The sequence below is a fragment of the Pseudofrankia coriaricola genome (assembly GCF_032027725.1).
Classification (GTDB): Bacteria; Actinomycetota; Actinomycetes; order Frankiales; family Frankiaceae; genus Pseudofrankia.
Window position 1 is genome coordinate 55,687 of record NZ_JASNFO010000060.1, and the last position, 22,614, is coordinate 78,300.

The following is a 22,614-nucleotide window of genomic DNA, read 5'->3' on the forward strand; positions in this document are numbered from 1 at the left end:
AGATTAGGACCTCCGTATACGTATCGCAAGGTTTGTGCTGCCCGTGCTGGATCCACTGAATGCAGTGTGATGGTACCGGCGTGGTCTGACAGATTTTTCCCGCACTCGGTGCCGCCCTGCCCAGCTCCGAGCGGAGGACCGCCGGACGCGCGCGCCGGACGCGCGCGGCCGACACGCCCCCGGAACACCCTGGCCCCGGCCCTGGCCGACGCGGCCGCGGCGATGACGGCCCGCTCAGGGCGCGCCGGTCGGCGAGGTATCGGTAGGCGGAACGGTGGCCGGGGGCCCGGTCGTGGAACCGGGGGAGCTGGGCGCGTCCGGTGCCTTCGCGACGGTCAACGTGACGCTCGAGCCGCGCCGCACAGTGCCGGACTCCGGCGTCTGCGCGAGCACCGTGCCGACCGGCTGGTCGCTGGTCTGCCGGACCACGACCACGTCGAGGCCATATGAGTTGAGCGTCTTCTCTGCCTGCGCCCGTTGGGAATTGACCGTGTACGGGACCGTCACCTGCGTGCTGACGACCGTGATCGTCACCTTGCTGTGCAGCGCGACCTGACTGCCCGACACCGGGTCGACCGTCTCCACCAGGCCGGGCCCGACGCCCGACGGCCCGGTGTCATACCTGACCGTGACGACGAGTCCGGCGGCTTCCAGCGCCGCGCGTGCCTCCGCCTCCGGCCGGCCCGCGACGTCGTTCACGGTGGTGTGCCCCGGGCCGGTCGACACGGTCAGCGTCACGGTCGCGTTCTTGGCTGTCGAGCCGCCGGCGGGCGGGTCCGTGGCGGTCACCATGCCGGCCGCGGCGGAACTCGCCGCATAGTCGAGCGCGATGTCGGTGAAGCCGGCGGCCCGCACGGTCGTCTGCGCCTGGTCGGCGGGCTGCCCGACGACGTCCGGCATCTTCGCCAACGACCGGGTGCCGCTCGGGACGATGACCGTGATCGTCACCGTCGAGCCGGCCGCCACCTCGCTGCGGGCGACCGGGTTCACGGCGGCGACCCGCCCGGGACCGACCACGGCCGGGCCAGTGCTCGTCCGCACCACGACGGTGAGGCCGGCGTCCTGCAGGGTCCCCCTCGCCGCGGACTCGGTCAGCCCGACGACCTCGGGCACCCTGATGGACTCCAGGCCGGCCGACACGACGAGCGTGATCGTCTCCGTCGCCTCCAGCTGGCTGTCCCCACCGGGCCGGACCTGCAGCACGGTGCCCTTCACCTTGATGTTCGGCGTCATCTCCCGGCGGACGTGATTGAACCCGGCCGCCCGCAGCCGCTTCTCCGCATCGGCCGCGGTGAGCCCCACCAGGTCGCCCGGGACGGTCAGCTCGGAGGCGGCGAGGACACCCGACTGCGCCCTGCCGGCTGGCCGCTCCAGCGCGGCCCTGGCCGCGACGCCGACGGCCACCAGCGCGACCAGCACGCTGAACGCGCTGATCAGCGTCGTCCAGGGCAGGCGGCCGGGCAGGGTATGCCGCGCGCGCCGGCGGCGTGAGGAGACTTCGTCGCGGTACTGGCGCTCGGCGGTGGTCGTGGGCGCCTCGGCGTACCGCTCGCGCGGCTCCGCGTCACCGTGACCCGCCAGCGCGAGTGTCTCGGCCGTCCGCTCCCTGGCCTGGCCTCCCCGCAGCACGACCGTGTCTGTCTGCGCGCGCCCGCTGGGGCCAGGCCCGTCGCCGGTCGCGCTGGCGCCGCCGGCGCCGAGGTGGGCCGGCGTCTCAGCGCGGGCCTCCTGGCCGGCCTCGCCGTCGCCGGCGAGGCCGGCCAGGACCGGACCGGACCCGATCGTGGGATTGTCGTCGCCGGTGGCGACCATGGCCCGCGGATCACTGTCAGTGCTGTCAGTGCTGTCAGTGCTGTCAGCGCCGGCGGTGGGCACGACGCCGTTCGCGGCGGCCGGGCCGGCCGCCGCGGCCACGGAGCCGGCGGAGTCCGGAGCTCCCGCGGCCGACAGTTCCGAGACCGCCCGCGCCGCCGGAATGCCGAGTTCCGCGCGCGTCGAGACCAGCGGCGCGACCGGGTCCGCCTGGCTGGTCCCCGAGGCGGCCACATATGCGGCCCCGGTGACCGGCACGATCCCGCGCGTCGGGCTGAGCGTTTGCAGCCGGCTGACGATCTCGCCCGCGGTCGGGCGCTCCGCCGGGTCGCGGCGCATCGCGTCGCGCACGACATCGGTGAGCGACTCGTCGACGCCGTCGAGGTCGGGGTCGCTGTTGACGATGCGGAACAGCACCGTCGGCACGGCGCCGCCCCCGAAGGGCCGCCGCCCGGTCGCGGCGAAAATCATCAGGCCGCCCCAGGCGAAGACGTCCGCCGCGGCCGTCACCCGCTCGCCGCGGGCCTGCTCCGGAGCCATGAACGCGGGGGTGCCGACCACCAGGTCCCTGGTCACCGTCACGCTGTCCGGCGCCCAGGCTACCCCGAAGTCGATCACGCGCGGGCCGAACTGGGAGAGCAGCACGTTGGACGGTTTGAGGTCGCGGTGTACCAGGCCGGCGGCGTGGATGACGGCCATGGCGCTCGCCACGCTGACCGCGAGCCGTTCGACGTCGGCCGAGCCGAGCGGGCCGTGCGCCGCCACCGTCTCGGCCAGCGACGGGCCGTCGACGAACTCGGTGACCAGGTAAGGAGGCCCGTCCGAGGGGTCGACGGCGTCGAGCACCTCGGCGGTGCAGTAACGGGCCACCCGCTGGGCGACCTCGGCCTCGCGCCGGAACCGGGCGCGGTACTCGGGATCGTCGGCGAGCTCGGCGCGCACGACCTTGACCGCCACCCGCCGGCCGGCCGGCGAGCGGCCCAGGTAGACGGTGCCCATGCCGCCCTCGCCGAGCCGGGCCAGCAGCTCGTAGCCGCCCAGCTCGCGCGGGTCCGACGGCCGCAGCGGATTGCCGGGCAGCGGAAGCGTCCGCATGGCCGCGAGCGGCCTGTCGGGCGGCTCGAGGCTCGGATCCGAGCCGCCATCGTGGGGGAGGGCGGACTCGTTGCCCGCGGACAGGCCTGGCCTGAGCGCGGGCGAGCCGGCCCCGCCTCCGCGTGAGTCCACGTCGCCCCCGGGGTCAACCTTGGATGTGGTCGGACGGCAGCGCGTCCTTCCTTCAGGACGCACCGCGCGACAGTCTGGTTGTCTTCTGTCGTATACCCGACAGGTCCGACAGCGCTGGCGACCGACTCGCCGGAAAGCGGTCGGCCGCCATGCTGGGTGTTCGCCCGCCAGGCGCGGCCGTCAGGCGCCGGCCGGCCGCGGCGCGGCCCTCGTCCGTCATAGCTCCGACGGATGAGAAGGCCCTATGAGCGGACGGCGTGGCGGCCGGGCGAAGGCGTTGGCAAGCGAGGTCCCGAGGGATATGTCGTCATTGTCGCGCGTCTAATTCAACCGGCGGCGGGGGGAGGTGAGCGTTGGCCGTCTGGCGTTTCAGCGGCGAGCTGGGATCCGGCTGGCGACGCGGGCCTAGGCAGGGCCGATGAGGTCCCAGCGGTTGCCGGCGATGTCGAGGAAGACGACCACCTTGCCGTAGGGCTCGGCGCGCGGCTCGGCCATGAAGGTGACGCCCGCGGCGAGCAGCCGCTGGTAGGCGGCCTCGAAGTCGTCGACATTCAGGAAGAAACCGACGCGGCCGGCGGCCTGGTCGCCGACGGCCGCCGCCTGGCGCTCACCGTCGGCGCGGGCGAGCAGGATTCCCGTCTCGGCGCCGGGCGGCCGCACCACGACCCAGCGCTTCGGGCGCCCGCTGTTCGTCGCCGCCGGCGAGTCCTCGACCAGCTCGAAGCCCAGCACATCGGTGAAGAACGCGATCGCGGGGTCGTAGTCCTCGACGATCAATGCCACTAGTCCCAGCCGCACACCACGAACCTATCGGCCGAGACCAGCGCCGGCCCAGCCACCGATGGCGACGGCGCCTCAGCGCGGCGTCAACTCAGCCATCTGACCGGACCGAACCCAGCGCGGCCACGGTCAAGTGCATCGGCCCGGAACCACGTCAGAGGGCGCTCAGCGCCCGACGGCTGGCGCGAAGCGCCAGCCCTACCGGCCGAGGACTCGGCGAGGAGCCAGCCGGGTGGCGAGGCGGCGACGCGGGGAGGCCGACCGCCGGGCGGCACGCTCGACGGTGCTCGCCAGGCGTCGTGCCTCGTCGGCCGCGCGGGCGCCCCAGGGGCCCTCCCAGCCGACCGACGGGCTTCCGGCGGCGCCCGGCCCGGCTGGCGGCCGCCGCGTCTGGACGCTCTCGCCGTTCGCCTTGCCGGTGCCGGTGCCGGTGCCGGCGTCGGGGCCGGGGCCGGGGCCGAACAGCGCGAGCGTCGCCAGGTTCGCGAGGCCGCGCAGGGCGCTCAGACTGGACCCGCGTCCCGCGCTGTGGTCACCCGCCCCGCCGCCCGCGACCGCGCCGAGCTGGACGACCTCCGCGGGGCTCGCCGACTCGGGTATGCGCACACCCGCCGAGGCCAGCGCGTCGAGGGCGTGCGCCCAGGCGAGGACCACCCGCTCGCGCGGCCGGCGGCGGCCGGACAGCCGCCGGTGCCGGCGCGCAGCCGGACGCGCGAACGCGACCAGCAGGTAGCCGGCGATGAGCGCGGCGGCGGTGAGCCCGGCCTTCGACAGGAACCCGTGGATGTCCGTGGCCCGGCCGGCCGGTGGGGCGACGGTGATGGCCGGTTGGGCCGCGGCCGCCGGGGCGGTCAGCGGCCCGCGGACCGCCGCGTCCACCGCCGCGGCCTGCACCGCCGACTCGCCCTGGGCGGAGCCCGCGAGCGGGGCGCCCCGGGCGTCGGTCGCCGCCGGGGTGGGGAAGAACGGCAGCCAGCCCGCGCCGTCGAAGCGGACCTCGGCCCAGGCGAGCGCCTGCCGCCCGGTCACGGCGACCGTCGCGGGCCTCGCCTGCGCGTCGGGAGCGAAGCCGACCACGACCCGGCTCGGCAGTCCGAGGATGCGGGCGGCCAGCACGAACGTGGTCGCGAACTGCTCGGACGTGCCGCGCCGGGTGTCGGCGACGAAGTGCTCGACATGGGCGAGCGAGTGCCCCGGCGGCACCTGGGGGTCGAACCGGAAGTTGGTGGCAAGGTAGTGCTGTAGCAGCGCTGCCTGCTGGAACGGGCCGTTGCCCTGGCCAGCCGCGACCTTTGCCAGCGCGCGCAGTACCGGCGGGATGTCGGCCGGCAGGGCAAGGTACTCGGCGTCCGTGCTGGCGGTCGCCGCGGTGGCGGTGGTGAGCGCCGCGAGCTCGTTCAGGGAGCGGGTCGGCCGCGGCGCGGACACGATGGTGAACCGCTCACCCGCGGCGAGCGGTACCGTCCGCAACAACAGGCCGTCAGTCAGGTCGACGGCGAAGCCGCCGCCGCTGCCCGCGTCCGCCGTCCTCGTCTCCGTCCCGGCGGCCGAGCCGGCTGCGCCGGTCGAGCCGGTCGCGCCTGGTGCCGGGCCGCGGTTCACGCCCTGGCCGGACCCCGCGTCCCGCGGCTGCGCCGTGGTGGGGGCGGCGGCAGGTGGACTGGCGGGCGCGTCGAGCTCCACCGGGCGGTCGAGTGCCGGCAGGAGCTGGCCGGTCAGACCGGTGACCGTCACCTGCTGGGTGACCCGGGCGCCGCCGCGGTCGGCGCCGGTCCCGCCGGTGGCGGGCACCTCCCGGCCCGCCCGGGTGTAGCTGGCGGACGACGTCCAGGTGGCGCCGTCGAAACCGGAGAGCACGGCGAGCCGCAGAGGGACCGGGCCGGCGCTCTGGCCCGTCAGCCGGACGGTGAACAGGTCCTCGTCCGGGTGGGTGCTCCAGCCGGCGAGCGCGGACAGCGGGTTCAGGCCGTCGACCGGGGCGGCCGGCGTGGATCTGTACGCCCGCGGGTCCACCGGCGCGCCCGCGTGGAGCGCGGCCGGCAGCCGCCCTCCCGCCGCGAGCCCCGCGGCCACGACCACCGCGAGCGCCACCGTCGCCCGCGCCGCCCCCGGCAGCCGCGAGGGCCGGTCGGGGCCGAGCGTGATCCGCGGCGGTGGTTCGTCGGCCCGCGCGGAGCCGGCCGATGCGGATGAGCCCGGCCCGACGGCTGTGACGGCCGGCTCCGCCGTCGGTGCGGTCGGTGCCGTCGTTGTCGTCAGTGCCCCGGAGGTTATGGGCGCGCCGGCCGATCCGGCCGCGTCGTCCGCCGCCGTCGGCCGGCGGGCCAGCGCGAGCAGGCCCACGAGCGCGGTCAGGGCCGCGGCGGGCGCGAGGTTCGACCCGGCCGCGGGGAGCGAGGCGGCCGTCCCCGCGAGCAGCCCGAACAGCGCCGGCAGAGCGGGCAGCAACCGGGTCCTGGTGCGCATGACCAGCTCGGCGCCCACGGCGGCGGCGAGCCAGGTGACCAGGACCGGAACGACGAGCAGGTCAGGCTCAGCCGGGGACGGCACCACGACGTCGAGCAGCCGCGACGGCCCGTTCGTCACGCCGGCGCGGACCGCCGCCAGGCGGTCGAACGGGGTTCCCGCGGCGATCGTCGCCCCGGCGGTGGTGACGAATCCGGCCGTCCACAGCAGCGCCGAGAGCGCGAACGGCGCCGGCCGGCCTCGCCGCCAGGACACCGCTCCGACCAGCACCACCGGCCCGGCCGCGGCCGCTGGGATGGCCAGCCGCAGGTCGGCGGGGGAGAACAGCCGCAGGAAGCCCCAGCCGTCGACCGCCGCGAGCGCGGCGACGAGCGCCAGCGCGAGGACGCGACGCGGCCAACGCTCCGCCGGCCGCGCCACCCCGCGCCGCTCCAGGCCAAACGTGACGCGCGAACGGCGAGGTCCCGCTCCGCCGAAGGCTTGCCGGCCGCGCTCGCCGGGCGTGATTCGCCTCCCCCTCTCGCGGCTCCCGGCGGCGCCGGCGGCATCGGGGGCGCCGGCACCGTCGCCGCCACTGGTGCCATCGGCGCCCCCCCGGTCGGCGTCCGTCTGGGGCACGGGAACGGGCGTCGCCGCCGTCGCCGCTTCGGACAGCCTGGCCATGGGCACTGTGGGCGCGGTCGGCGAGTCGGTCCCGCCCCCACGCCTCGCGGATCCTCCCGACCGGGACGGGGACTCGCGACGCTCGCGGCGGCGCAGGTTCTCCAACAGGTCCGGACTGTTCCGCCCGTTCACATGCCCCCGCCGAAGTAGCCCGCGCGCGTGTTCGACCGCACCCCCGCCCCCCGTCCCCGGCCGCCGACCGGCCAGGCCTCGGGCAGCCGGGAGGCGTCCGGGATGTCGAGGACGCGCAGCCTGCCCGCGACGCTGGTGCCGACGTCGCTCGGCCGGCCGATGAGATCGAACCGGCCGAGCAGGGCCGCGGCGTCCGGATCCGCGGCCCGGCGCAGCCGAGGCCGCTCGGCCGGCGTGTGCCGGGAGCGGGCCCTGGCGGCCGCCATGCTGCGCGCGCCGACCCGGACCACCACCACCTGTCCGAACCGATGGACGACCGGGGCGACGGCGCGCAGCTGACCGCCGTCGAAGCCGCCGGTCACAACGATCAGCGTGCCGACGCCGCCCCGGCGCACAGTGCTGAGCACCTCGAGCGTGCCCGTCGGGCCGAGCGCGATCTCGGCGAGCTCGTCGAGCAGCGCCTCGGTCTCCGGCGCCCGGCCCCGGCCGGCGCGGCGTACCCCGTCGGTGGTGAGCAGGACGACGCCGAGCGACTCCCTGGCGCAGCCGAGCACCACCGAGGCCGCGACGTCGACGGCCTCCTCGAAGGTGTCGGCGCCGACCTCACCGGGTGGGTAGGCCTCCGGGCGGGTGTCGAGGACGACGGTCGAGGCCGGCTCGCTCGGTTCGACGTGCTCGCGGACCATCAGCACGCCCGTGCGGGCGCTCGACGGCCAGTGGACGAACCGCAGATCCTCGCCGCTGACGTACTCCCGGATGCCGTGGAAGATCACACCGCCGGCGGCGCCGTCGGCGGTCCGGCCGTCCGGGTCCCGCGCGGGCGCGGCCGGTGGCGCGCCTAGCGGGCGGGCCCGCGGCCGTACTCGCAGCACGTCGGTGGCGGACAGCCGCACCGTCGAGCTCACCAGCCCGAACGGGTCCGCGCGGCGTACGAGGACCGGCCCGAACGAGATCACTCCGCGCCGCCTCGTGTCGAGCGCGATGTCCAGCGACCGTGTTCCCGCGCCGGGCACCCGACGGACGTCGACGACGATCTTTCCGGTCGGGTGGGCGGCCGTGCCGCCGCCCACCCGACCCTCCAGGCGGCCGGCGAGGCCGTCGCCCGAGTCCATGCCGGCGCCAGTACGGGCGCCCGCGTTGTGGTCCGCGGTCCCCGCCCGCCCCAGGGCGCCGCGGCGGCCGGATGACGCCGCCACGGCCCGCGGGCCGTGGCTCCAGGGAATATGCAGCCGTACCGGCGGGGAGGGACGGCGGGACGGGTTGTGGATCTCGATGACCAGTGCCGCCGGCTCGCCCCTGGCGACACCGTTCGGGTTCACCCGCAGCGTCGCCCGCAGCCGTGGCCGGCGCGCCACCGACAGCGTCGCGACCAGCAGCGCGCAGATCGCCGCCGCGGCAAGCGCCACGAGCTCCGCGTAGTGCAGCACGGCGGCCCCCGCGACCAGTACAACCGCGGCCCCGAGCAGGCCGAGGCCGGGCGGAGTGACGCGGGTCGCGACGTCCGGTTCGCTGGCCGGTGCCGGCGTGACGGCGGCGGGCGCCGAGGGGACGGCGTCGGCCGCGGAGGGGATGGCCCGAGCGTCGCGGGCGGTCGAGGTGCCCGCGTCCGCGCCCGTGCCTGCGTCCGCGTCCGCGTCCGCGGAGCGGATAGCCGTCTCCGTGTCCGTGTCCCTCTCCGTGTCGCTGAGATCGACCAGGCCCAGGCCCGCCGATCCCGCGCCCGGCGAGTAGGTGCCCATCGGCTACACGCCCACGAGGCGGCGCGGCGACGGGACCGCCCGTACGACCTCGTCGACCACGTCCTCGGCGGTCACCCGCTTCAGCTCGGTCTCCGGGCTGAGCACCAGGCGGTGGGCGAGCACCGGCTTCGCCAGCGCCTTCACGTCGTCGGGGGTGGCGAACTCGCGGCCGCCGGCGGCGGCGCGCACCTGCACCGCGCGCAGCAGCGCGATGCTGCCGCGCGGGCTCGCGCCCAGGCGCAGGACGTCCGGGATCCGCCTGGTCGCGGCGACGAGGTCCACGATGTAGCGGCGCAGGGCAGGCGCGACATGCACCGACAGGGTGCGCTCGGTATGGGCGACGACGTCCTCGGCGCGCATGACCGGCGCCAGGTCCTCGACGCGCCGGCCCACCTGGCGGCCCTCGAGGATCTCCAGCTCCGCGTCGGTCCCGGGGTAGCCGAGCCGCAGCCGCATCAGGAACCGGTCGACCTGGGCCTCGGGCAGCGCGTAGGTGCCGTCCATGTCGACCGGGTTCTGCGTCGCGACGACCATGAACGGCAGCGGCACCTGGTAGCGGGTGCCGTCGACGGTGACGAACCCCTCCTCCATCACCTCGAGCAACGCGGACTGGGTCTTCGGCGACGCTCTGTTGATCTCGTCGCCGATGACGAGGTTCGCGAACACCGGGCCAGGTCGGAAGCCGAACTCGCCGAGGCGCTGGTTGTAGACCGTGGTGCCGGTGATGTCGGATGGCAGCAGGTCGGGGGTGAACTGGATCCGGTGGGAGCTGGCGTTCACCGACGCGGCGAGGCTGCGGGCCAGCGTCGTCTTGCCCAGTCCGGGGACGTCCTCGATCAGCAGGTGGCCTTCCGCGAACAGGCTGATCACCGCGAGCTCGATCGCCTCCCGCTTGCCACGGATCACCCGCTCGACGTTCGTGACCACGTCGGCGAACGCGGCCGCGAACGTGTCCAGCTCCTCGCTCACCGCCCCTCACCCCCGGGCTGGCCAGAGGACCCCTTGGGGCCGGCGACAGTCACAGCCACTCCTTCCTGACGGGCACCGAAGTTCCTTGACGGGCATGAAGTTCCTGGCGGTCGTGGACCTGCCGGGTGCACGCGGGTCAGTCGGCGCGCGGGAGACGGCCTTCGCGGCCTGCCTGGCCGACCGGACCTCGCGAGCTGACCGGGTGTTCCGCGGGCTGAAGCAGCTTGGCGGACCTACGGGGACCCCGGCGCGGCGCGAGACAGCGCTGTGAGCCGCAGTGGGGGCGGGCCGCGCCGTCCGAGGGGGACGATTCGGCGCGGCCCGCCCGCGGGCGGCGGGGGGAGCCGCCCGGAACCAGTCCGGTGTGCGCGCCGTGTCCCCACGGTCCGAACCGGTTCGCTCACATACGACGGCGAGCCCTTCGGGTTCGTTGCGCCAGCTCGCCCAGAAATTGTGGATCTCGTGGTTCTGGGTGATTTAAGGACGAAATAGAAGTAACCCCTCGCATCCGGAGAAGATCGGGGCGCAACCCGTCGGGGCATCCATACGTCAGACGTGCCGTGACGCGCACAGGCCCTCACGGACCGCCGACCTCCCGGATTGGCTTCCGGACCTCCCAGATTGGCTCCGCAGGCTCCGCCAATCCGGCAGGAACCCCGAATCGGGCAGGGAACCCGGATCCGGCGGGAACCCCGCGGCCGAACTCGACCGAGCCGGTCGAGGCAGCCGTGCCGGCCGGTCCGGATGAGCCACGGCGCTCCCCGTCGAGGCCGGGGCGCGGCCGCCGGGTCACCTCGGTCGCCGCGGCGCTCGCGCTGGTCGGCGTCGCCGCGACCACCATGCTCGGGCGCGGCTCCCACCCGGTGACGCTGGACCTGAGCGACGGCGGTGGCTGGCTGGTGAGCGAGCAGTTCGGTCTGCTGTTTCATGTCAACGGCCCGTCCGGGGTGGCGGACGCGGCCGTCGCCCTTCCCGGCGCGGCCGGGCACCAGCTGGCCGTGCTTACCGACTTCGCCACTCCGGCGCCCACTCGTCCCGCCCGGGCGTCCCGTGCCGCCGCGACCGCGCCCGCGGCGGGTCCGGAAGGGGCGGCGAGCCCGGCGGCACCCGGCGCCGCCGGGCCAGGCCTGACCGGCCCGGCCGGCGCGTTCGGCGGTTCCGCTGGCTCGGATGGCGCGGCCGGCTCGGATGGCGCGGCCGGAGGCCTGGCGACCGCGCCATCGGACGAGGCGGTGATCGTTGTCGACGCGGTGGCGGGGACCGTGCTGCGGATCGACCCGGCGCTGCTGGAGATCGTCGCCACCGTGGCGTACCCACAGGGCACGGTGGTCAGCGCCGCGGGCGGTGACGCCTATGCCGTCGACGCGGCGGGCGGCCTCGTGACCCGGCTCGACTCCCGCACGCTGGCCGAGCTGGGCTCGCCGATCACTTTCCCGCCGGGCCTCGGCACGGTCGCCCAGACCGTGGACGGGACCCTCTGGGTGCCGGTGCCCAGCACCGGCACGGTCGTGCCGGTCCGATCGGGAACGCCGGGAACGCCGGTCCCCGTCGCGGCGGTCGGCGACCGGGTCGACGCGGCGGTGGTCGGCGGGTCGCCGGTCATCGTCGACCGCACGGCGGGCACGGTCTCCCGGCTGACGGCGGACGGCGCCGAGGCGGCCCTTCGGCTCCCGGCCGGCGTCGACGCGGCCGGTGAGACCGGCACCGACGGCGGCCGCCAGATGCTGATCCCCGCGCGGACCGAAGGCCACGTGCTCGCGCTGGCCGAGCCGTCCACCGGACGGCTGCTGCTCGCCGACCTGGACTCCGGGCGGGTAAGCGCGACGAACCTGCCGACCATCGGCTTTGGCGGGGCGGCCAGCGGGACGGCCGGCGGACCGCGCCGGCTGGGTCCGCCGGTCTGGTACGACGGCCATGTCTACGTGCCGGACTCGGACGCGGGCGTGGTCTGGGCCTACGACCCCGCGACCGGGCGCTTCGCCACGCCGGTGCAGGTCGCGCCGGCGGGCGGCCAGGCCCGGATCACCGCGGACGTCCAGAACGGCCAGCTCTGGATCAACGACGAGGCCGGCCCGAACGTCGTCCTCGTCGACGGCGCCACGCCGCGAACCATCCTGAAGTTCGGCGCGGCGCTGCCCGGCGGCGGGCACACCAGCACCCCGAAGCCCCTGCCGCCCGGCCAGACACCTGGCGGTCTACCGTCCCAACCGGCCAGCGGCGCGGGGACCGGCGACGGCCGGGGGCAGGTCTGGCCAGGCCAGGGCCGCCCCGGGGGCGACGGCCAGGGAGGCAACCCCGGCGGCGACGGCCGCGGCGGGAACGGCAACGGCGGCAACGGCGGGAACGGCGGGGGCGGTGGCCAGCCCGGCGGCCCCGGCGGCGGCCGGCCGGGCACCACGAGCGGCCCGGAACCCGGCCAGCAGCCGCCGCCGTCGCAGCGGCCGACGGACCCGCGGCCGACGGCGAGCCACACCGTCGCGCCGCCCCAGCCGGAGCCCACCGCGACCCAGCTGCCCGAGCAGACCACGGGGCCCGGCCAGCCGGGCCCCGGCGACACCGCCCAGGCGGACGACCACCGAACCGAGCAGAGCGACTCGGGCCAGGGAGGTCCCCGGACCGCCACCGGCGCGCAGCCGTCCCGGCCGGATGCCGCCGGTGACGGCGGGACCGGCGCCCCGGCGGCCGGCCCGCCGACGGCCCGTCCCTCCGCCGCGCCGGCGCCCACGCGGACCACGGCCGCGGCCACGCCGGCCGGCTCGCCCGGGCGGACCACCTCACCCGCGCAGCCGACCACGGCCCCTGGGCACGCCCCGACGCCGCCGGGGGCTGGCTCCCCGCTGCCGCCGGGCTTCTGGCTGTTGACCGACGCCGGATCGGTGATCGCCCGTGGCACGGCCGGGGCGGTGAGCGCGGATGGCGCCGACCCGGCGGCCGTCGCCATCGCGCCGACCGCGACCGGCCATGGCTACTGGCTAGTCGAGGCGTCGGGTGCCGGCCACCCGGCGGGTGACGCGGCACCGCTGGCGGGGAGCGCGAGCGGCGGCGCGGTGGTCGCCGCGGCCGCGGGGCCGACCGGGGGCGGGTATTGGACCGTCACCGCCGCCGGTGTCGTCGCGGCGCACGGCACACTCGCCGCGTACGGGTCGCTCCTGTCCGCGCCGGCCGCGCCGGTCGTCGGCATCGCCGCCACCCCGACAGGCGGCGGGTACTGGCTGGTGGACGCGGCCGGCGGGGTCTACCCGTTCGGCGATGCCGAGGGCATCGCCGCCGGCGCCGCGCCCGCCACCGCCGCGACCGGGCCCGCGCGCACCGTCGGCATCGCCGCGAGCCCGACCGGCTCGGGCTACTGGACCGTCACGGCGGCCGGCACGGTGGCGGCCCACGGCGCGACCGGCCACTACGGCTCGCCCACCTCCCCGCCGGCCGCCGTGGCCGGTGTCGCGGCGACCCCCAGCGGCCGCGGGTACTGGCTGGTGGACGCTGGCGGCGGGGTCTACGCGTTCGGCGACGCCGTCGCCCTGTCCGCGTCGGTCCCGGCGGGCACGCGGGTGCTCGCCGTGGCGGCGGTGCCGTGACGAGGCCGGCTCGTCTCATGGCCGACGAGAATGGACAGCCGGCAGCCTCGGCCTGGATGCTCGACGCCCAGATCGGCCGGATCACCGATCCCCAGGTTTCTGGCGCCCGATTCGTCGGTAGGAGGACATTCCTCACTCGGACGCCGCGCTCCCGGCGTACCGTCGTCGCTCCCGGTCGTCGTCGGACGAGCCAGGGAACCAGGTCGGAGGCCGTCATGTCGCGGTTCAGATCGCCGTTTTGGTCTTGGCGGGGGCGCGGCGCACGTACTGTCGTGCCCGCGCTGGTACTGCTGGTCGGCGCCCTCTCCGCCTGCTCGGACGACGGTGGCTCGCCGTCGCCGGAACCGGCGTCGACGACGTCCGCCGCGGCCACCTCCGCCCCGGCCGGCGAGAGCGCGACCCCGGCCGCCAGTCCCGGCGCCGGTGCCTCGCCGACGTCGGGCGCCGGCGGGGCCGCGCCGACGTGGTCGAGCGGCCCGACGTCCCTCACCCGCTCGACGAGCCCCTCGCCGCGGCTGGTCGAGGTGCGCGCGGCGCACAACGTCGAGGGCGGGCTGAGCTTCGACCGGATCGTCCTGGAGTTCACCGGCGGCCTGCCCGGCTACTCCGCCCGCTACGTCGACGACGTGGTCAGGCCGGGCGAGGGCTCGCCGCTCGCGCTGACCGGTCAGGCGCACTTCGAGATCGTGCTGCACCCGGCCGATGCCCACGATGACTCGGGCCGGTCGACGCTGCGCTCGCCAGTCAGCGGCGGCGGGCTGCCGGCGGTGCGCCAGGTCGCCATGGCCGGTGACTTCGAGGGCTACGTCCATCTGGGCGTCGGCCTCGACGACGTCGTCGGCTATCGGGTCACCGAGCTGACCGGCCCCGACCGCCTGATCTTCGACTTCGCCGCCTAACCCCGGTCAGCCGACGGGTGGGAATGGGGCGAGGCCGACGTTCCCGTCGGCCAGCAGGGCGTTGACGGTGTCGGCGTACAGGCCGGACTTGATCGTGCCGAGCGCTGGAGAGGCCTTGGTCGCGCGCGGGCGGGCGCGGCCGAGGGCGGCGACGAGCACGGCGCGCTGCGCGGCGGCCAGGTCCGCGGCGTCCGCGAGGCTCTCGGCGGCGACGGCGTCGACGATCCCGGCCTCGAGCGCGTCGACGCCTCCGTAGCGGCGGCCGGTGACCATCGCCTCGGCGGCCGTCCTGGCGGGGAGCCGCGCGGCGAGCAGCCTCGTCATCCCCGCGGTGAACGGCATGCGCAGGTCGACCTCGGGCAGGCACCAGTAGCCGCGGTCGGCGCGCATCACCTGCTGGTCGTGCGCGAGCGCGAGCATGGCGCCCGCCCCGAAGGCGTGTCCCTGCACCGCGGCGACGGTGACGAACGGCAGCGTCAGCACCCGGGCGAGCAGGGCCTGCACAGCGTGCAGGTAGGCGCCCAGTTCGCTCGGGTAGGCCAGGACCCTGTCCAGGTCGAGCCCGTTCGACCAGATCTTCCCCCGCGCGGTGGTGACCAGGGCCTTCTGCCCATCGGCATCCTCGACCTCGGACAGCAGCGCGTTCACCGCCATCAACCAGTCGGTCGTGAACCGGTTCTCGCCGTCGCCGAGATCCAGCACGTACACGTCCCCGTCGTGCTCCAGGTGCGGCATCGCTCGGCTCCCTCGGTCATCGGTCTGGCCATCGTCGTACCTGAGGCCGCCACCCGCGGGGTGGTACGCGGGCCCATCCGGCATGTCCCGGCCGCGGCGACCGGGCGCACGGCTTGAGGGCCAGCCTCCCGAGAGGCCGCGGCCCCGGTCAATGCGGCGCTGCCACCTGGACCTCTCCTCCGTGACCTCCGTGACCTGTCCACCGTGTCCACCGTTGCCTCTCCACCGTTGCCTCGCGGCCGACGCCAGGCCGGTCCCTTGGCGGCGGTTCCGCCCCGGCCGTCCGGGTACCTGCGCGACGGGACGAGTACGGCGAGACGAGCGGGGAGGGACGATGACGACTCCATCCGGCGGGCGAGCCGCCAAGGGAACGGACACACGTTCGGGGCGCGCGACCGGCCCGGCGCGGGGCAGGACCGCGGAGGCCGGCGCGGGCGCCAGCGATGAGGAGATGGCCCGGCAGGTCGCCAGCCAGACCGCGTCCGACCGGGCGGTCGAACCCTTCTTCGAGCGTGAGCGGGGCGGAGCGGCCACCGACGTCGAGGCAGCCAAGGCGCGCGCCGACCAGGTGAAATAGCGGACCCGCTGAAGTAGGCGTAAACCGCCGCTGGTCAAACGGGCACATCCAGCGTTGATTCGTCGCGCGCCCCTGCGGACCGAGCATTCGTCGTCGAAGGTGGGTGGGGGCGGGGTTTGCGCTGCGCCCGCCGGGAACTCACCGACAGACACCGAGCCGAACGCGCGCCCCCGACCGCGGCGGCGCGCGACTCGAACAGAGGACGCATGGCAGACGCCGTCGGAAGGGATTCCCAGAGCGTGACCGGCGCCTCGGTCGAGGCTGCTCGCCCCTCGTCGCGGGCGACGAGGGTTTCCAGCGGAGGTGATGCAGATGCCTGCCAAGACGACGATCCGTTCCAGTCCCGCCAAGACGACGATCCGTTCCAGTCCCGCCAAGACGACGACCCGTGCCAGTAAGGCGGGGCAGGCCGACCAGATGTGCGCCGGCGTGCCGTCGACGGTCGCGCGGTCGGACAGCAAGGCCGTCCGCACGTGGATGAAGGCGCATGACTCGGCGGTGGGCACCCATGGCGAGGGCCAGCGCGCGCACCGCGCCGCGTACGCCGCGCTGAAGCACACCCACGAGAGGATCGGCGACCGCTGGCAGCCGAAGCCGTCCCCGGGCCCGTCCGACGCGCAGGCAAAGCAGAGCACGCCGGCGAGCGTGCGCCGGCCGCGGCCGACCGCCGAGGGCGTGAACGCGAACGCGCCGCTGACCCGGCTGCGCGAGATGGCCCGCGAGCTGGAAATCTCCGGCCGTACCCGGATGACGAAGGACGAGCTGGTCTCCGCGATCAAGAAGGCCAACCGGCGTGCCGCCGCCGCCGCCCGCAGGCGACCCGGCGCCGCGCGATGACGTCGAGGCGGCGCACCGGGTAGCCCGGGCAGCCAGGAGGCCGCCGGCGGCGCGAGGATTCGCCCCTTGCCGCGGGCAGGCGTCCCCAACGGCCCGCGTCGGCGGATCGTTGGGGACGCCATTCGGCCCGCGATGTGATGCTGGCGACGCGACGCGACCCGACGTCGGGGCGGCGCGGCCCGGCCCGGTGACCGGGCGAGAGCTGCCGGGCGCGGCTCCGGCGGACGACGTTGCGGGGTGGTTTCGTGGCCGTGGTCGCGGTCGCGCCGTCTGCGCGCCACCGATAGTCTCGGTACGGACCTGTTCACTTGGCGGAAAGCCGTCCGGTGGTCGGGTCGGCCGTCGGTTCGCGGGTCCGTGAACCGGGGTCACAACCACATACTGTGCCGCTCACACCCGTGCGGGAGAGTCCCGGGCAAGCCGGCCCGTGGCGCCGAAGGAGCAAGATCTCCCTACAAACTCTCAGGCCCCCAACCGCCGGGTCAGGCAACTCTGGAAAGCGGACGCCGCTGGGCATCCCGCCGACGGTGCAAGCCGGGCATGACGTCGCCCGGTGAAGCTCTCAGGCCCATGACAGAGGGGGAGGCCGAGGCGAGCGACCCCGCGCGGGGTCCCGCCGGTCCGTCGACGGCGGACCGGCGGATGAGCACCTTCGGTCAGCTTCACGGGCCTGCCACTGGAAGGACGACCTTCCCGAGGCGGCCGCCCTGGTCGCTGCCCCGTGGTCGAACGCTCGCCGTGCCTGCCGGGGGATCATCTCCCGGACCCCGAAGCGGGGCCGGTGCCAGGCCGGCGCCGCCTGACCTTCGGAGCGACACGTGCCTGCCACCACCCCGACTACGGCCACCGCCACGCTCCCGACCGCCACGCTCCCGACCGCCGCGTACCGGGCGTTCGCCGACCGGCACATCGGGCCGGACGCCGAGGCCCAGGCGACCATGCTCGCCGCGCTCGGCTACCCGTCCCTCGACGCGCTGACCGACGCGGCCGTGCCGGCGGGCATCCGTTCGACCGAGCTGGAGTTGCCGGCGCCGATCCCCGAGAGCGCCGCGCTCGACGAGCTGCGCGCGCTGGCCCGCCGCAACCGGCGGGTGACCTCGATGATCGGCCTTGGTTTCCACCCGACCGTGCTGCCTGGCGTGATCCAGCGCAACGTGCTCGAGAACCCGGCCTGGTACACCGCCTACACGCCGTACCAGCCGGAGATCTCGCAGGGCCGCCTCGAGGCGCTGCTGAACTTCCAGACCATGGTCACCGACCTCACCGGCCTCGCGACCGCCGGCGCATCGCTGCTCGACGAGTCGACGGCGGCGGCCGAGGCGATGCAGCTCGCCCACCGCGTCGACAAGAAGAAGCGCTCGACCTTCCTCATCGACGCCGACACGCTGCCGCAGACGATCGCCGTCGTGCGGACCCGGGCCGAGGCACTGGGCCTGGTGGTCCACGTCGCCGACCTGCGCGAGGGCATCGTTGCCCGCCCAGCGCCAGCCCCGGGCGAGGGAGCGGCCGAGCCGCTGCCCGCCGAGCCGGGCGAGCAGCCCGCCGAGGCGTCGGGCGAGCTCCCGGCCGACGTGCTGGCCGACACGTTCGGCGTGCTGCTGTCCTACCCTGGCGCGAACGGCGAGGTCCGTGACCTGCGCGGCGTCATCGCCCAGGCGCGCGACCACGGCGTGACGGTGGCCGTCGCCGCCGACCTGCTCGCGCTCACATTGCTCGCCTCGCCCGGTGAGCTTGGCGCTGACATCGCTGTCGGTACCACCCAGCGGTTCGGGCTGCCGGTGATGTTCGGCGGCCCGCACGCCGGCTACATGGCGGTGCGGGGGGGCCTGGAGCGGATGCTGCCCGGCCGGCTCGTCGGCGTCTCGGTCGACGCCGCGGGCAAGCCGGCCTACCGGCTCACGCTTCAGACCCGCGAGCAGCACATCCGCCGGGAGAAGGCCACCAGCAACATCTGCACCGCCCAGGTGCTGCCGGCCGTGATCGCCTCGATGTACGCCGTCTACCACGGGCCCGGCGGGCTTGCCGGGATCGCGACGACGGTCCACGCCCACGCCGCCCGCCTCGCCGAGGCGCTGCGCGCCGGCGGGGTCGAGGTCGTCCACGACCACTTCTTCGACACGGTGCTCGCCCGGGTGCCCGCGCGGGCGGCCGAGGTCGTCGCGGTGGCGCTGGAGCACGGGGTGAACCTGCGCCTTGTCGACGACGACCATGTCGGGATCTCCTGCAACGAGGCGACTCTGGACGCCGACCTGCACGCCGCCTGGGCCGCCTTCGGCGTCCCGGGCCCAGGTGACGCGCCGCCGGCCGTCCCGGAGGCCGGGGTGGCGGCCGTCGCGCTGCCGGCGGCGCTCGTCCGTACCTCCGGCTACCTGGAGCACCCCGTGTTCCACGCCCACCGGTCGGAGACGGCGATGCTGCGGTACCTGCGCCGCCTCGCCGACGTCGACTTCGCGCTCGACCGCGGGATGATCCCGCTCGGCTCCTGCACGATGAAGCTGAACGCCACCGCCGAGATGGCCGCCGTCACCTGGCCGGAGTTCGCCGAGATCCACCCGTTCGCGCCGTTGGACCAGGCCGCCGGCTACCTGGAGATGATCACGGACCTGGAGCGCTGGCTCATCGAGATCACCGGCTACGCCGGGGTGTCGGTGCAGCCGAACGCCGGCAGCCAGGGCGAGCTCGCCGGGCTGCTGGCCATCCGGGCGTACCACCGCGACCGCGCCCAGGCGGGGGAAGCGCTCCGCGACATCTGCCTGATCCCGTCGTCGGCGCACGGCACGAACGCCGCGAGCGCGGCGATGGCCGGGATGAAGGTCGTCGTCGTCGCCTGCGACGCCGACGGCAACGTCGACCTCGCCGACCTCGCCGCGAAGGCGGCCCAGCACGCCGCGCGGCTGGCCGCGCTGATGGTCACCTACCCGTCGACGCATGGCGTCTACGAGGAGGGCATCGGCCAGGCGTGCGCGATCGTGCACGACGCCGGCGGCCTGGTCTACGTCGACGGGGCGAACCTGAACGCGCTTGTCGGCCTCGCCCGCCCCGGCCGGTTCGGCGCGGACGTCAGCCACCTCAACCTGCACAAGACGTTCTGCATCCCGCACGGCGGCGGTGGCCCCGGCGTCGGCCCGGTCGCGGTGGGCGAGAAGCTGTTGCCGTATCTGCCGAACCACCCGCTGTGCCCCGAGGCGGGCCCGGCCACCGGTGTGGGCCCGATCTCCGAGGCGCCATGGGGCTCGGCCGGAATCCTCATGATCCCGTGGGTGTACCTGCGGCTGATGGGTGCCGAGGGCGTGCGCGCGGCGACGTCGGTCGCGGTGCTGAACGCGAACTACATCGCCAGCCGGCTGCGCCACCACTACCCGGTGCTCTACGCCGGCCGGGGCGGGCTGGTCGCGCACGAGTGCATCCTCGACCTGCGCCAGCTCACCAAGGAGATGGGCGTGACCGTCGACGACGTCGCCAAGCGGCTCGTCGACTACGGCTTCCACGCGCCGACGATGTCGTTCCCGGTCGCCGGCACGCTGATGGTCGAGCCGACCGAGAGCGAGGACCTCGCCGAGATCGACCGGTTCTGCGACGCGATGATCGCGATCCGTGCCGAGGCGGGCAAGGTGGGTGACGGCACCTGGCCGCAGGACGACAACCCGCTGCGCAACGCCCCGCACACCGCCGAGATGGTCACCGGCGACGACTGGGACCACCCGTACCCGCGGTCGGTGGCCGCCTACCCGGTGGCGTCGCTGCGGACGGCGAAGTACTGGCCCCCGGTCCGGCGGATCGACGGCGCGTACGGCGACCGCAACCTGGTCTGCACCTGCCCGCCGCCGGAGGCCTTCGCCGACGACCTGACGGCGCAGGACACCGCCACCACCGTCCCGGACGCCCGCTCGGCCGTTCCCCTCACCCCGGTCGGCGCCGCCGGCTAGCACCGCTTCTGGCGGCAGCGTTCGCCCATTTCGGAACGACCTTTTCAAGATCGGTCAGGCGTTGCGTGCCACCATCACCGACGCACAACGTCTGACTGATCTTGATCCCGATGGTGCCAGAGATGGGGAACGGTCGCTGGAGCGGCAATTGCGCCGGCTCGCCGTCGCGCTAGGGGCGACGGCTCCTCCTGAGGGCGCCGACCCGTGGTCGGCGGCCCATGACCTGAGAGGAGCTGCCGGCCACGGTAGCCATGCTGGGGAGGCCCGGTGCGCGGGACAGGTCCGGACTGGTCGGAAAGGATGAAGATCTCTGCCCCATATTCAGGCTATGCTTAGGATGCCTGAATATGGAGGTCGTCGTGGCACAGCTCCTGCGGCGCCGCTGGGATAGCGACCTCGGCGCCGGCCTGTCGAGGCGGGACCGGCGGTCGTGTGAATACGACGCCTATCTGCCGGATCCCCTCGTCGGGCGCGCCTTTTCCCTGGACGGGGAGACCGTGGCCGACGTCGTCGATGCGGAGCACGCGATCGCCACCCTCAATCGGGACGCGGTGGTGTTGCGTGGGACCGAGGTGCTGGCTCGCATCCTGCTGCGGGCCGAGTCGGTTGGCTCGTCCTGGATCGAGGGGCTTGAGGTCGGCGGCCGCCGCCTCCTGCGCGCGGAGGCGGACCGTGAGTTCGGGGAGCCCACGACGGATGTCACGGCGTCCGAGGTGCTCGCGAACGTCGACGCGATGGTCCGGGCATCGGAACTGGTCGGTGTCGGTGACCCGATCACGGTGCCGTCCCTGTTGGAGATCCACCGGCGGCTGCTTGCCGGGGGCCGGCTTGAGCCGTATGGCGGCATGATCCGGAGCGAGCAGAACTGGATCGGCGGCAGCAGCTACAACCCCTGCTCCGCGGCCTTCGTGCCACCGCCGCCTGACGTCGTGCCCCAGCTTCTTGAGGATCTCTGCGCGTTCTGCGCCGACGACGGTCTGCCGGCGGTGGCGCAGGCGGCCGTAGCGCACGCCCAGTTCGAGACCATTCATCCCTTTGTCGATGGCAACGGCCGGGCTGGTCGTGCGCTGATCCACATGGTCCTTCGTCGGCGCGGCCTCGCGGCCGACGTACTCCCGCCGGTCTCGCTGGTTCTCGCGACATTGGCGCGGGACTACGTGGCGGCTTTGACCGCGACCCGATACGTCGGGCCACCAGACTCAGGGCAGGCGCGGGCCGCGAGCGATTCCTGGATCGCGATGTTCGCGGGAGCCTGCGTGCGAGCATGCGCCGACGCGACCGACTTTGAACGGCGGATCGGCGCCATCCAGGAGGACTGGTACCAGCGAGTCGGTCCGGTGCGGCCCGACTCGACGCTGGACCGCCTGCTGAGAATGCTGCCCGCGGCGCCCGTGCTCACCGTGCAGTCGGCGTCGAAGCTGACCGGACGTTCCGTGCAGACCAGCAATGATGCGGTGGGCCGGCTGGTGGACGCCGGAGTGATTCGGCAGGTCACGGTCGGCCGGCGCAATCGGGCCTTCGAGGCCGGCGAGGCGATCGAGGCGTTCACCCTGCTGGAGCGGCGCCTCGCGAGTCCCCAGGGCGACACCAGGGTCAGCCCACCGGCGAGGCGGGTGCCGCGTCGGCCATGAGCGAGCTGCCACCGGGCAGGACCGCGCCGTGAGTCCCGAACAGCGTCCGGGCGGGAACCGCGCATCTGGATGCGGGGGTTGGGATACTGCTCGCCGCGGCGCGCGCGGCGCCGGGTGCGTGGGTGATGCCGGCCGGGCCGGGCGCTCGGCGGAGCTTGGAGGAGTCCGATGGTCACGACGGTCCAGGGGATCGAGGGCGCCAAGGCGCTGGCCGGCCAGGACTGGGGCAGCAGCGGCTGGGTCGAGGTCACCCAGGAGCAGGTCAACACCTTCGCCGACGCCACCGGGGACCACCAGTGGATCCACGTCGACGTCGAGAGGGCGAAGACCGGGCCGTTCGGCGGGCCGATCGCGCACGGCTTCCTCACGCTGTCGCTGATCCCGGTGCTGTTCCACGACGCGATCCACGTCGACGGCATCTCCATGGCGGTGAACTACGGCCTGAACAAGGTGCGGTTCCCCGCGCCGGTGCCGGTCGGCTCCAAGCTGCGCGCACACATCAAGAACCTGTCGGTCGAGGACGTCACCGGCGGCGTCCAGGTCGTCAACCAGATCACCATCGAGCTCGAGGGCCAGACCAAGCCGGTCTGCGTCGCGGAGTTCATCTCCCGCTACTTCGCGTGAGACTGGCCCGTTGCGAGGCGCT

At 74.9% G+C, this 22,614-nt stretch carries 14 protein-coding genes and 2 riboswitches; of the genes, 8 read left to right on the top strand and 6 right to left on the bottom strand.

Annotated features, from left to right (window positions below):
- Nucleotides 1-234 precede the first annotated feature (234 nt).
- The 5 genes from QOZ89_RS29380 to QOZ89_RS29400 all read right to left on the bottom strand — a co-directional run bounded on the left by QOZ89_RS29380 (nucleotide 235) and on the right by QOZ89_RS29400 (nucleotide 9,788).
- Nucleotides 235-3,039 carry a PASTA domain-containing protein gene (locus QOZ89_RS29380; RefSeq protein WP_312626741.1) on the bottom strand — a complete coding sequence of 935 codons (2,805 nt, stop codon included), beginning with the start codon at nucleotides 3,037-3,039 and terminating at the stop codon, nucleotides 235-237.
- Nucleotides 3,040-3,444: 405 nt separating this feature from the next.
- Nucleotides 3,445-3,837, bottom strand: a complete 393-nt coding sequence (locus tag QOZ89_RS29385) for a VOC family protein (protein WP_071054316.1) — start codon at nucleotides 3,835-3,837, stop codon at nucleotides 3,445-3,447.
- 180 nt (nucleotides 3,838-4,017) lie between these two features.
- On the bottom strand, nucleotides 4,018-6,705 hold the full coding sequence (locus tag QOZ89_RS29390) for a transglutaminase TgpA family protein (RefSeq protein WP_312626744.1): 2,688 nt from the start codon (nucleotides 6,703-6,705) through the stop codon (nucleotides 4,018-4,020).
- Between the two features lie 371 nt (nucleotides 6,706-7,076).
- Nucleotides 7,077-8,819 (bottom strand): DUF58 domain-containing protein, encoded by a 1,743-nt coding sequence (locus tag QOZ89_RS29395; RefSeq protein ID WP_312626745.1) that lies wholly within the window; start codon nucleotides 8,817-8,819, stop codon nucleotides 7,077-7,079.
- Nucleotides 8,820-8,822: 3 nt separating this feature from the next.
- The gene (locus QOZ89_RS29400) at nucleotides 8,823-9,788 is read right to left on the bottom strand and encodes an AAA family ATPase (protein WP_071054311.1); all 966 of its coding nucleotides are present in this window, start codon (nucleotides 9,786-9,788) and stop codon (nucleotides 8,823-8,825) included.
- An 85-nt stretch (nucleotides 9,789-9,873) separates the two neighbouring features.
- Here QOZ89_RS29400 and QOZ89_RS29405 point away from each other — a divergent pair, with 85 nt between their 5' ends.
- The 3 genes from QOZ89_RS29405 to QOZ89_RS29415 all read left to right on the top strand — a co-directional run bounded on the left by QOZ89_RS29405 (nucleotide 9,874) and on the right by QOZ89_RS29415 (nucleotide 14,262).
- Nucleotides 9,874-10,059, top strand: coding sequence for a hypothetical protein (locus QOZ89_RS29405; RefSeq protein WP_312626746.1), 186 nt, complete (start codon nucleotides 9,874-9,876; stop codon nucleotides 10,057-10,059).
- Nucleotides 10,060-10,516: 457 nt separating this feature from the next.
- Complete coding sequence (locus QOZ89_RS29410; protein ID WP_312626747.1) at nucleotides 10,517-13,363, top strand: hypothetical protein; 2,847 nt, start codon at nucleotides 10,517-10,519, stop codon at nucleotides 13,361-13,363.
- Between the two features lie 272 nt (nucleotides 13,364-13,635).
- Entirely contained in the window at nucleotides 13,636-14,262 is a 627-nt protein-coding gene (locus QOZ89_RS29415; protein WP_312626748.1) for an AMIN-like domain-containing (lipo)protein, read from the top strand.
- Nucleotides 14,263-14,268: 6 nt separating this feature from the next.
- On the opposite strand, the gene QOZ89_RS29420 is transcribed toward QOZ89_RS29415, so the two are convergent.
- Nucleotides 14,269-14,997 carry an enoyl-CoA hydratase/isomerase family protein gene (locus QOZ89_RS29420; RefSeq protein WP_071054307.1) on the bottom strand — a complete coding sequence of 243 codons (729 nt, stop codon included), beginning with the start codon at nucleotides 14,995-14,997 and terminating at the stop codon, nucleotides 14,269-14,271.
- 334 nt (nucleotides 14,998-15,331) lie between these two features.
- Here QOZ89_RS29420 and QOZ89_RS29425 point away from each other — a divergent pair, with 334 nt between their 5' ends.
- From QOZ89_RS29425 to QOZ89_RS29445, 5 genes are all read left to right on the top strand, one after another.
- On the top strand, nucleotides 15,332-15,574 hold the full coding sequence (locus QOZ89_RS29425) for a hypothetical protein (RefSeq protein ID WP_071054305.1): 243 nt from the start codon (nucleotides 15,332-15,334) through the stop codon (nucleotides 15,572-15,574).
- 312 nt (nucleotides 15,575-15,886) lie between these two features.
- Entirely contained in the window at nucleotides 15,887-16,411 is a 525-nt protein-coding gene (locus tag QOZ89_RS29430; protein ID WP_312626751.1) for a ChaB family protein, read from the top strand.
- A gap of 391 nt (nucleotides 16,412-16,802) precedes the next feature.
- Nucleotides 16,803-16,898: riboswitch (glycine riboswitch) on the top strand.
- Nucleotides 16,899-16,995: riboswitch (glycine riboswitch) on the top strand.
- A 234-nt stretch (nucleotides 16,996-17,229) separates the two neighbouring features.
- Nucleotides 17,230-20,337 (top strand): aminomethyl-transferring glycine dehydrogenase, encoded by a 3,108-nt coding sequence (gcvP, locus tag QOZ89_RS29435; protein WP_071054302.1) that lies wholly within the window; start codon nucleotides 17,230-17,232, stop codon nucleotides 20,335-20,337.
- Nucleotides 20,338-20,684: 347 nt separating this feature from the next.
- The gene (locus QOZ89_RS29440; protein ID WP_071054300.1) at nucleotides 20,685-21,968 is read left to right on the top strand and encodes a Fic family protein; all 1,284 of its coding nucleotides are present in this window, start codon (nucleotides 20,685-20,687) and stop codon (nucleotides 21,966-21,968) included.
- Between the two features lie 168 nt (nucleotides 21,969-22,136).
- Complete coding sequence (locus QOZ89_RS29445; protein ID WP_071054298.1) at nucleotides 22,137-22,592, top strand: MaoC family dehydratase; 456 nt, start codon at nucleotides 22,137-22,139, stop codon at nucleotides 22,590-22,592.
- The last annotated feature ends 22 nt before the right edge of the window (nucleotides 22,593-22,614 follow it).

Bases quoted from the DNA above. Each gene is read 5' to 3' on its own strand.
- QOZ89_RS29440 (WP_071054300.1), top strand. From the start codon at position 20,685: ATGGAGGTCGTCGTGGCACAGCTCCTGCGGCGCCGCTGGGATAGCGAC.
- QOZ89_RS29425 (WP_071054305.1), top strand. From the start codon at position 15,332: ATGACGACTCCATCCGGCGGGCGAGCCGCCAAGGGAACGGACACACGT.
- QOZ89_RS29445 (WP_071054298.1), top strand. From the start codon at position 22,137: ATGGTCACGACGGTCCAGGGGATCGAGGGCGCCAAGGCGCTGGCCGGC.
- QOZ89_RS29430 (WP_312626751.1), top strand. From the start codon at position 15,887: ATGCCTGCCAAGACGACGATCCGTTCCAGTCCCGCCAAGACGACGATC.
- QOZ89_RS29420 (WP_071054307.1), bottom strand. From the start codon at position 14,997: ATGCCGCACCTGGAGCACGACGGGGACGTGTACGTGCTGGATCTCGGC.
- QOZ89_RS29395 (WP_312626745.1), bottom strand. From the start codon at position 8,819: ATGGGCACCTACTCGCCGGGCGCGGGATCGGCGGGCCTGGGCCTGGTC.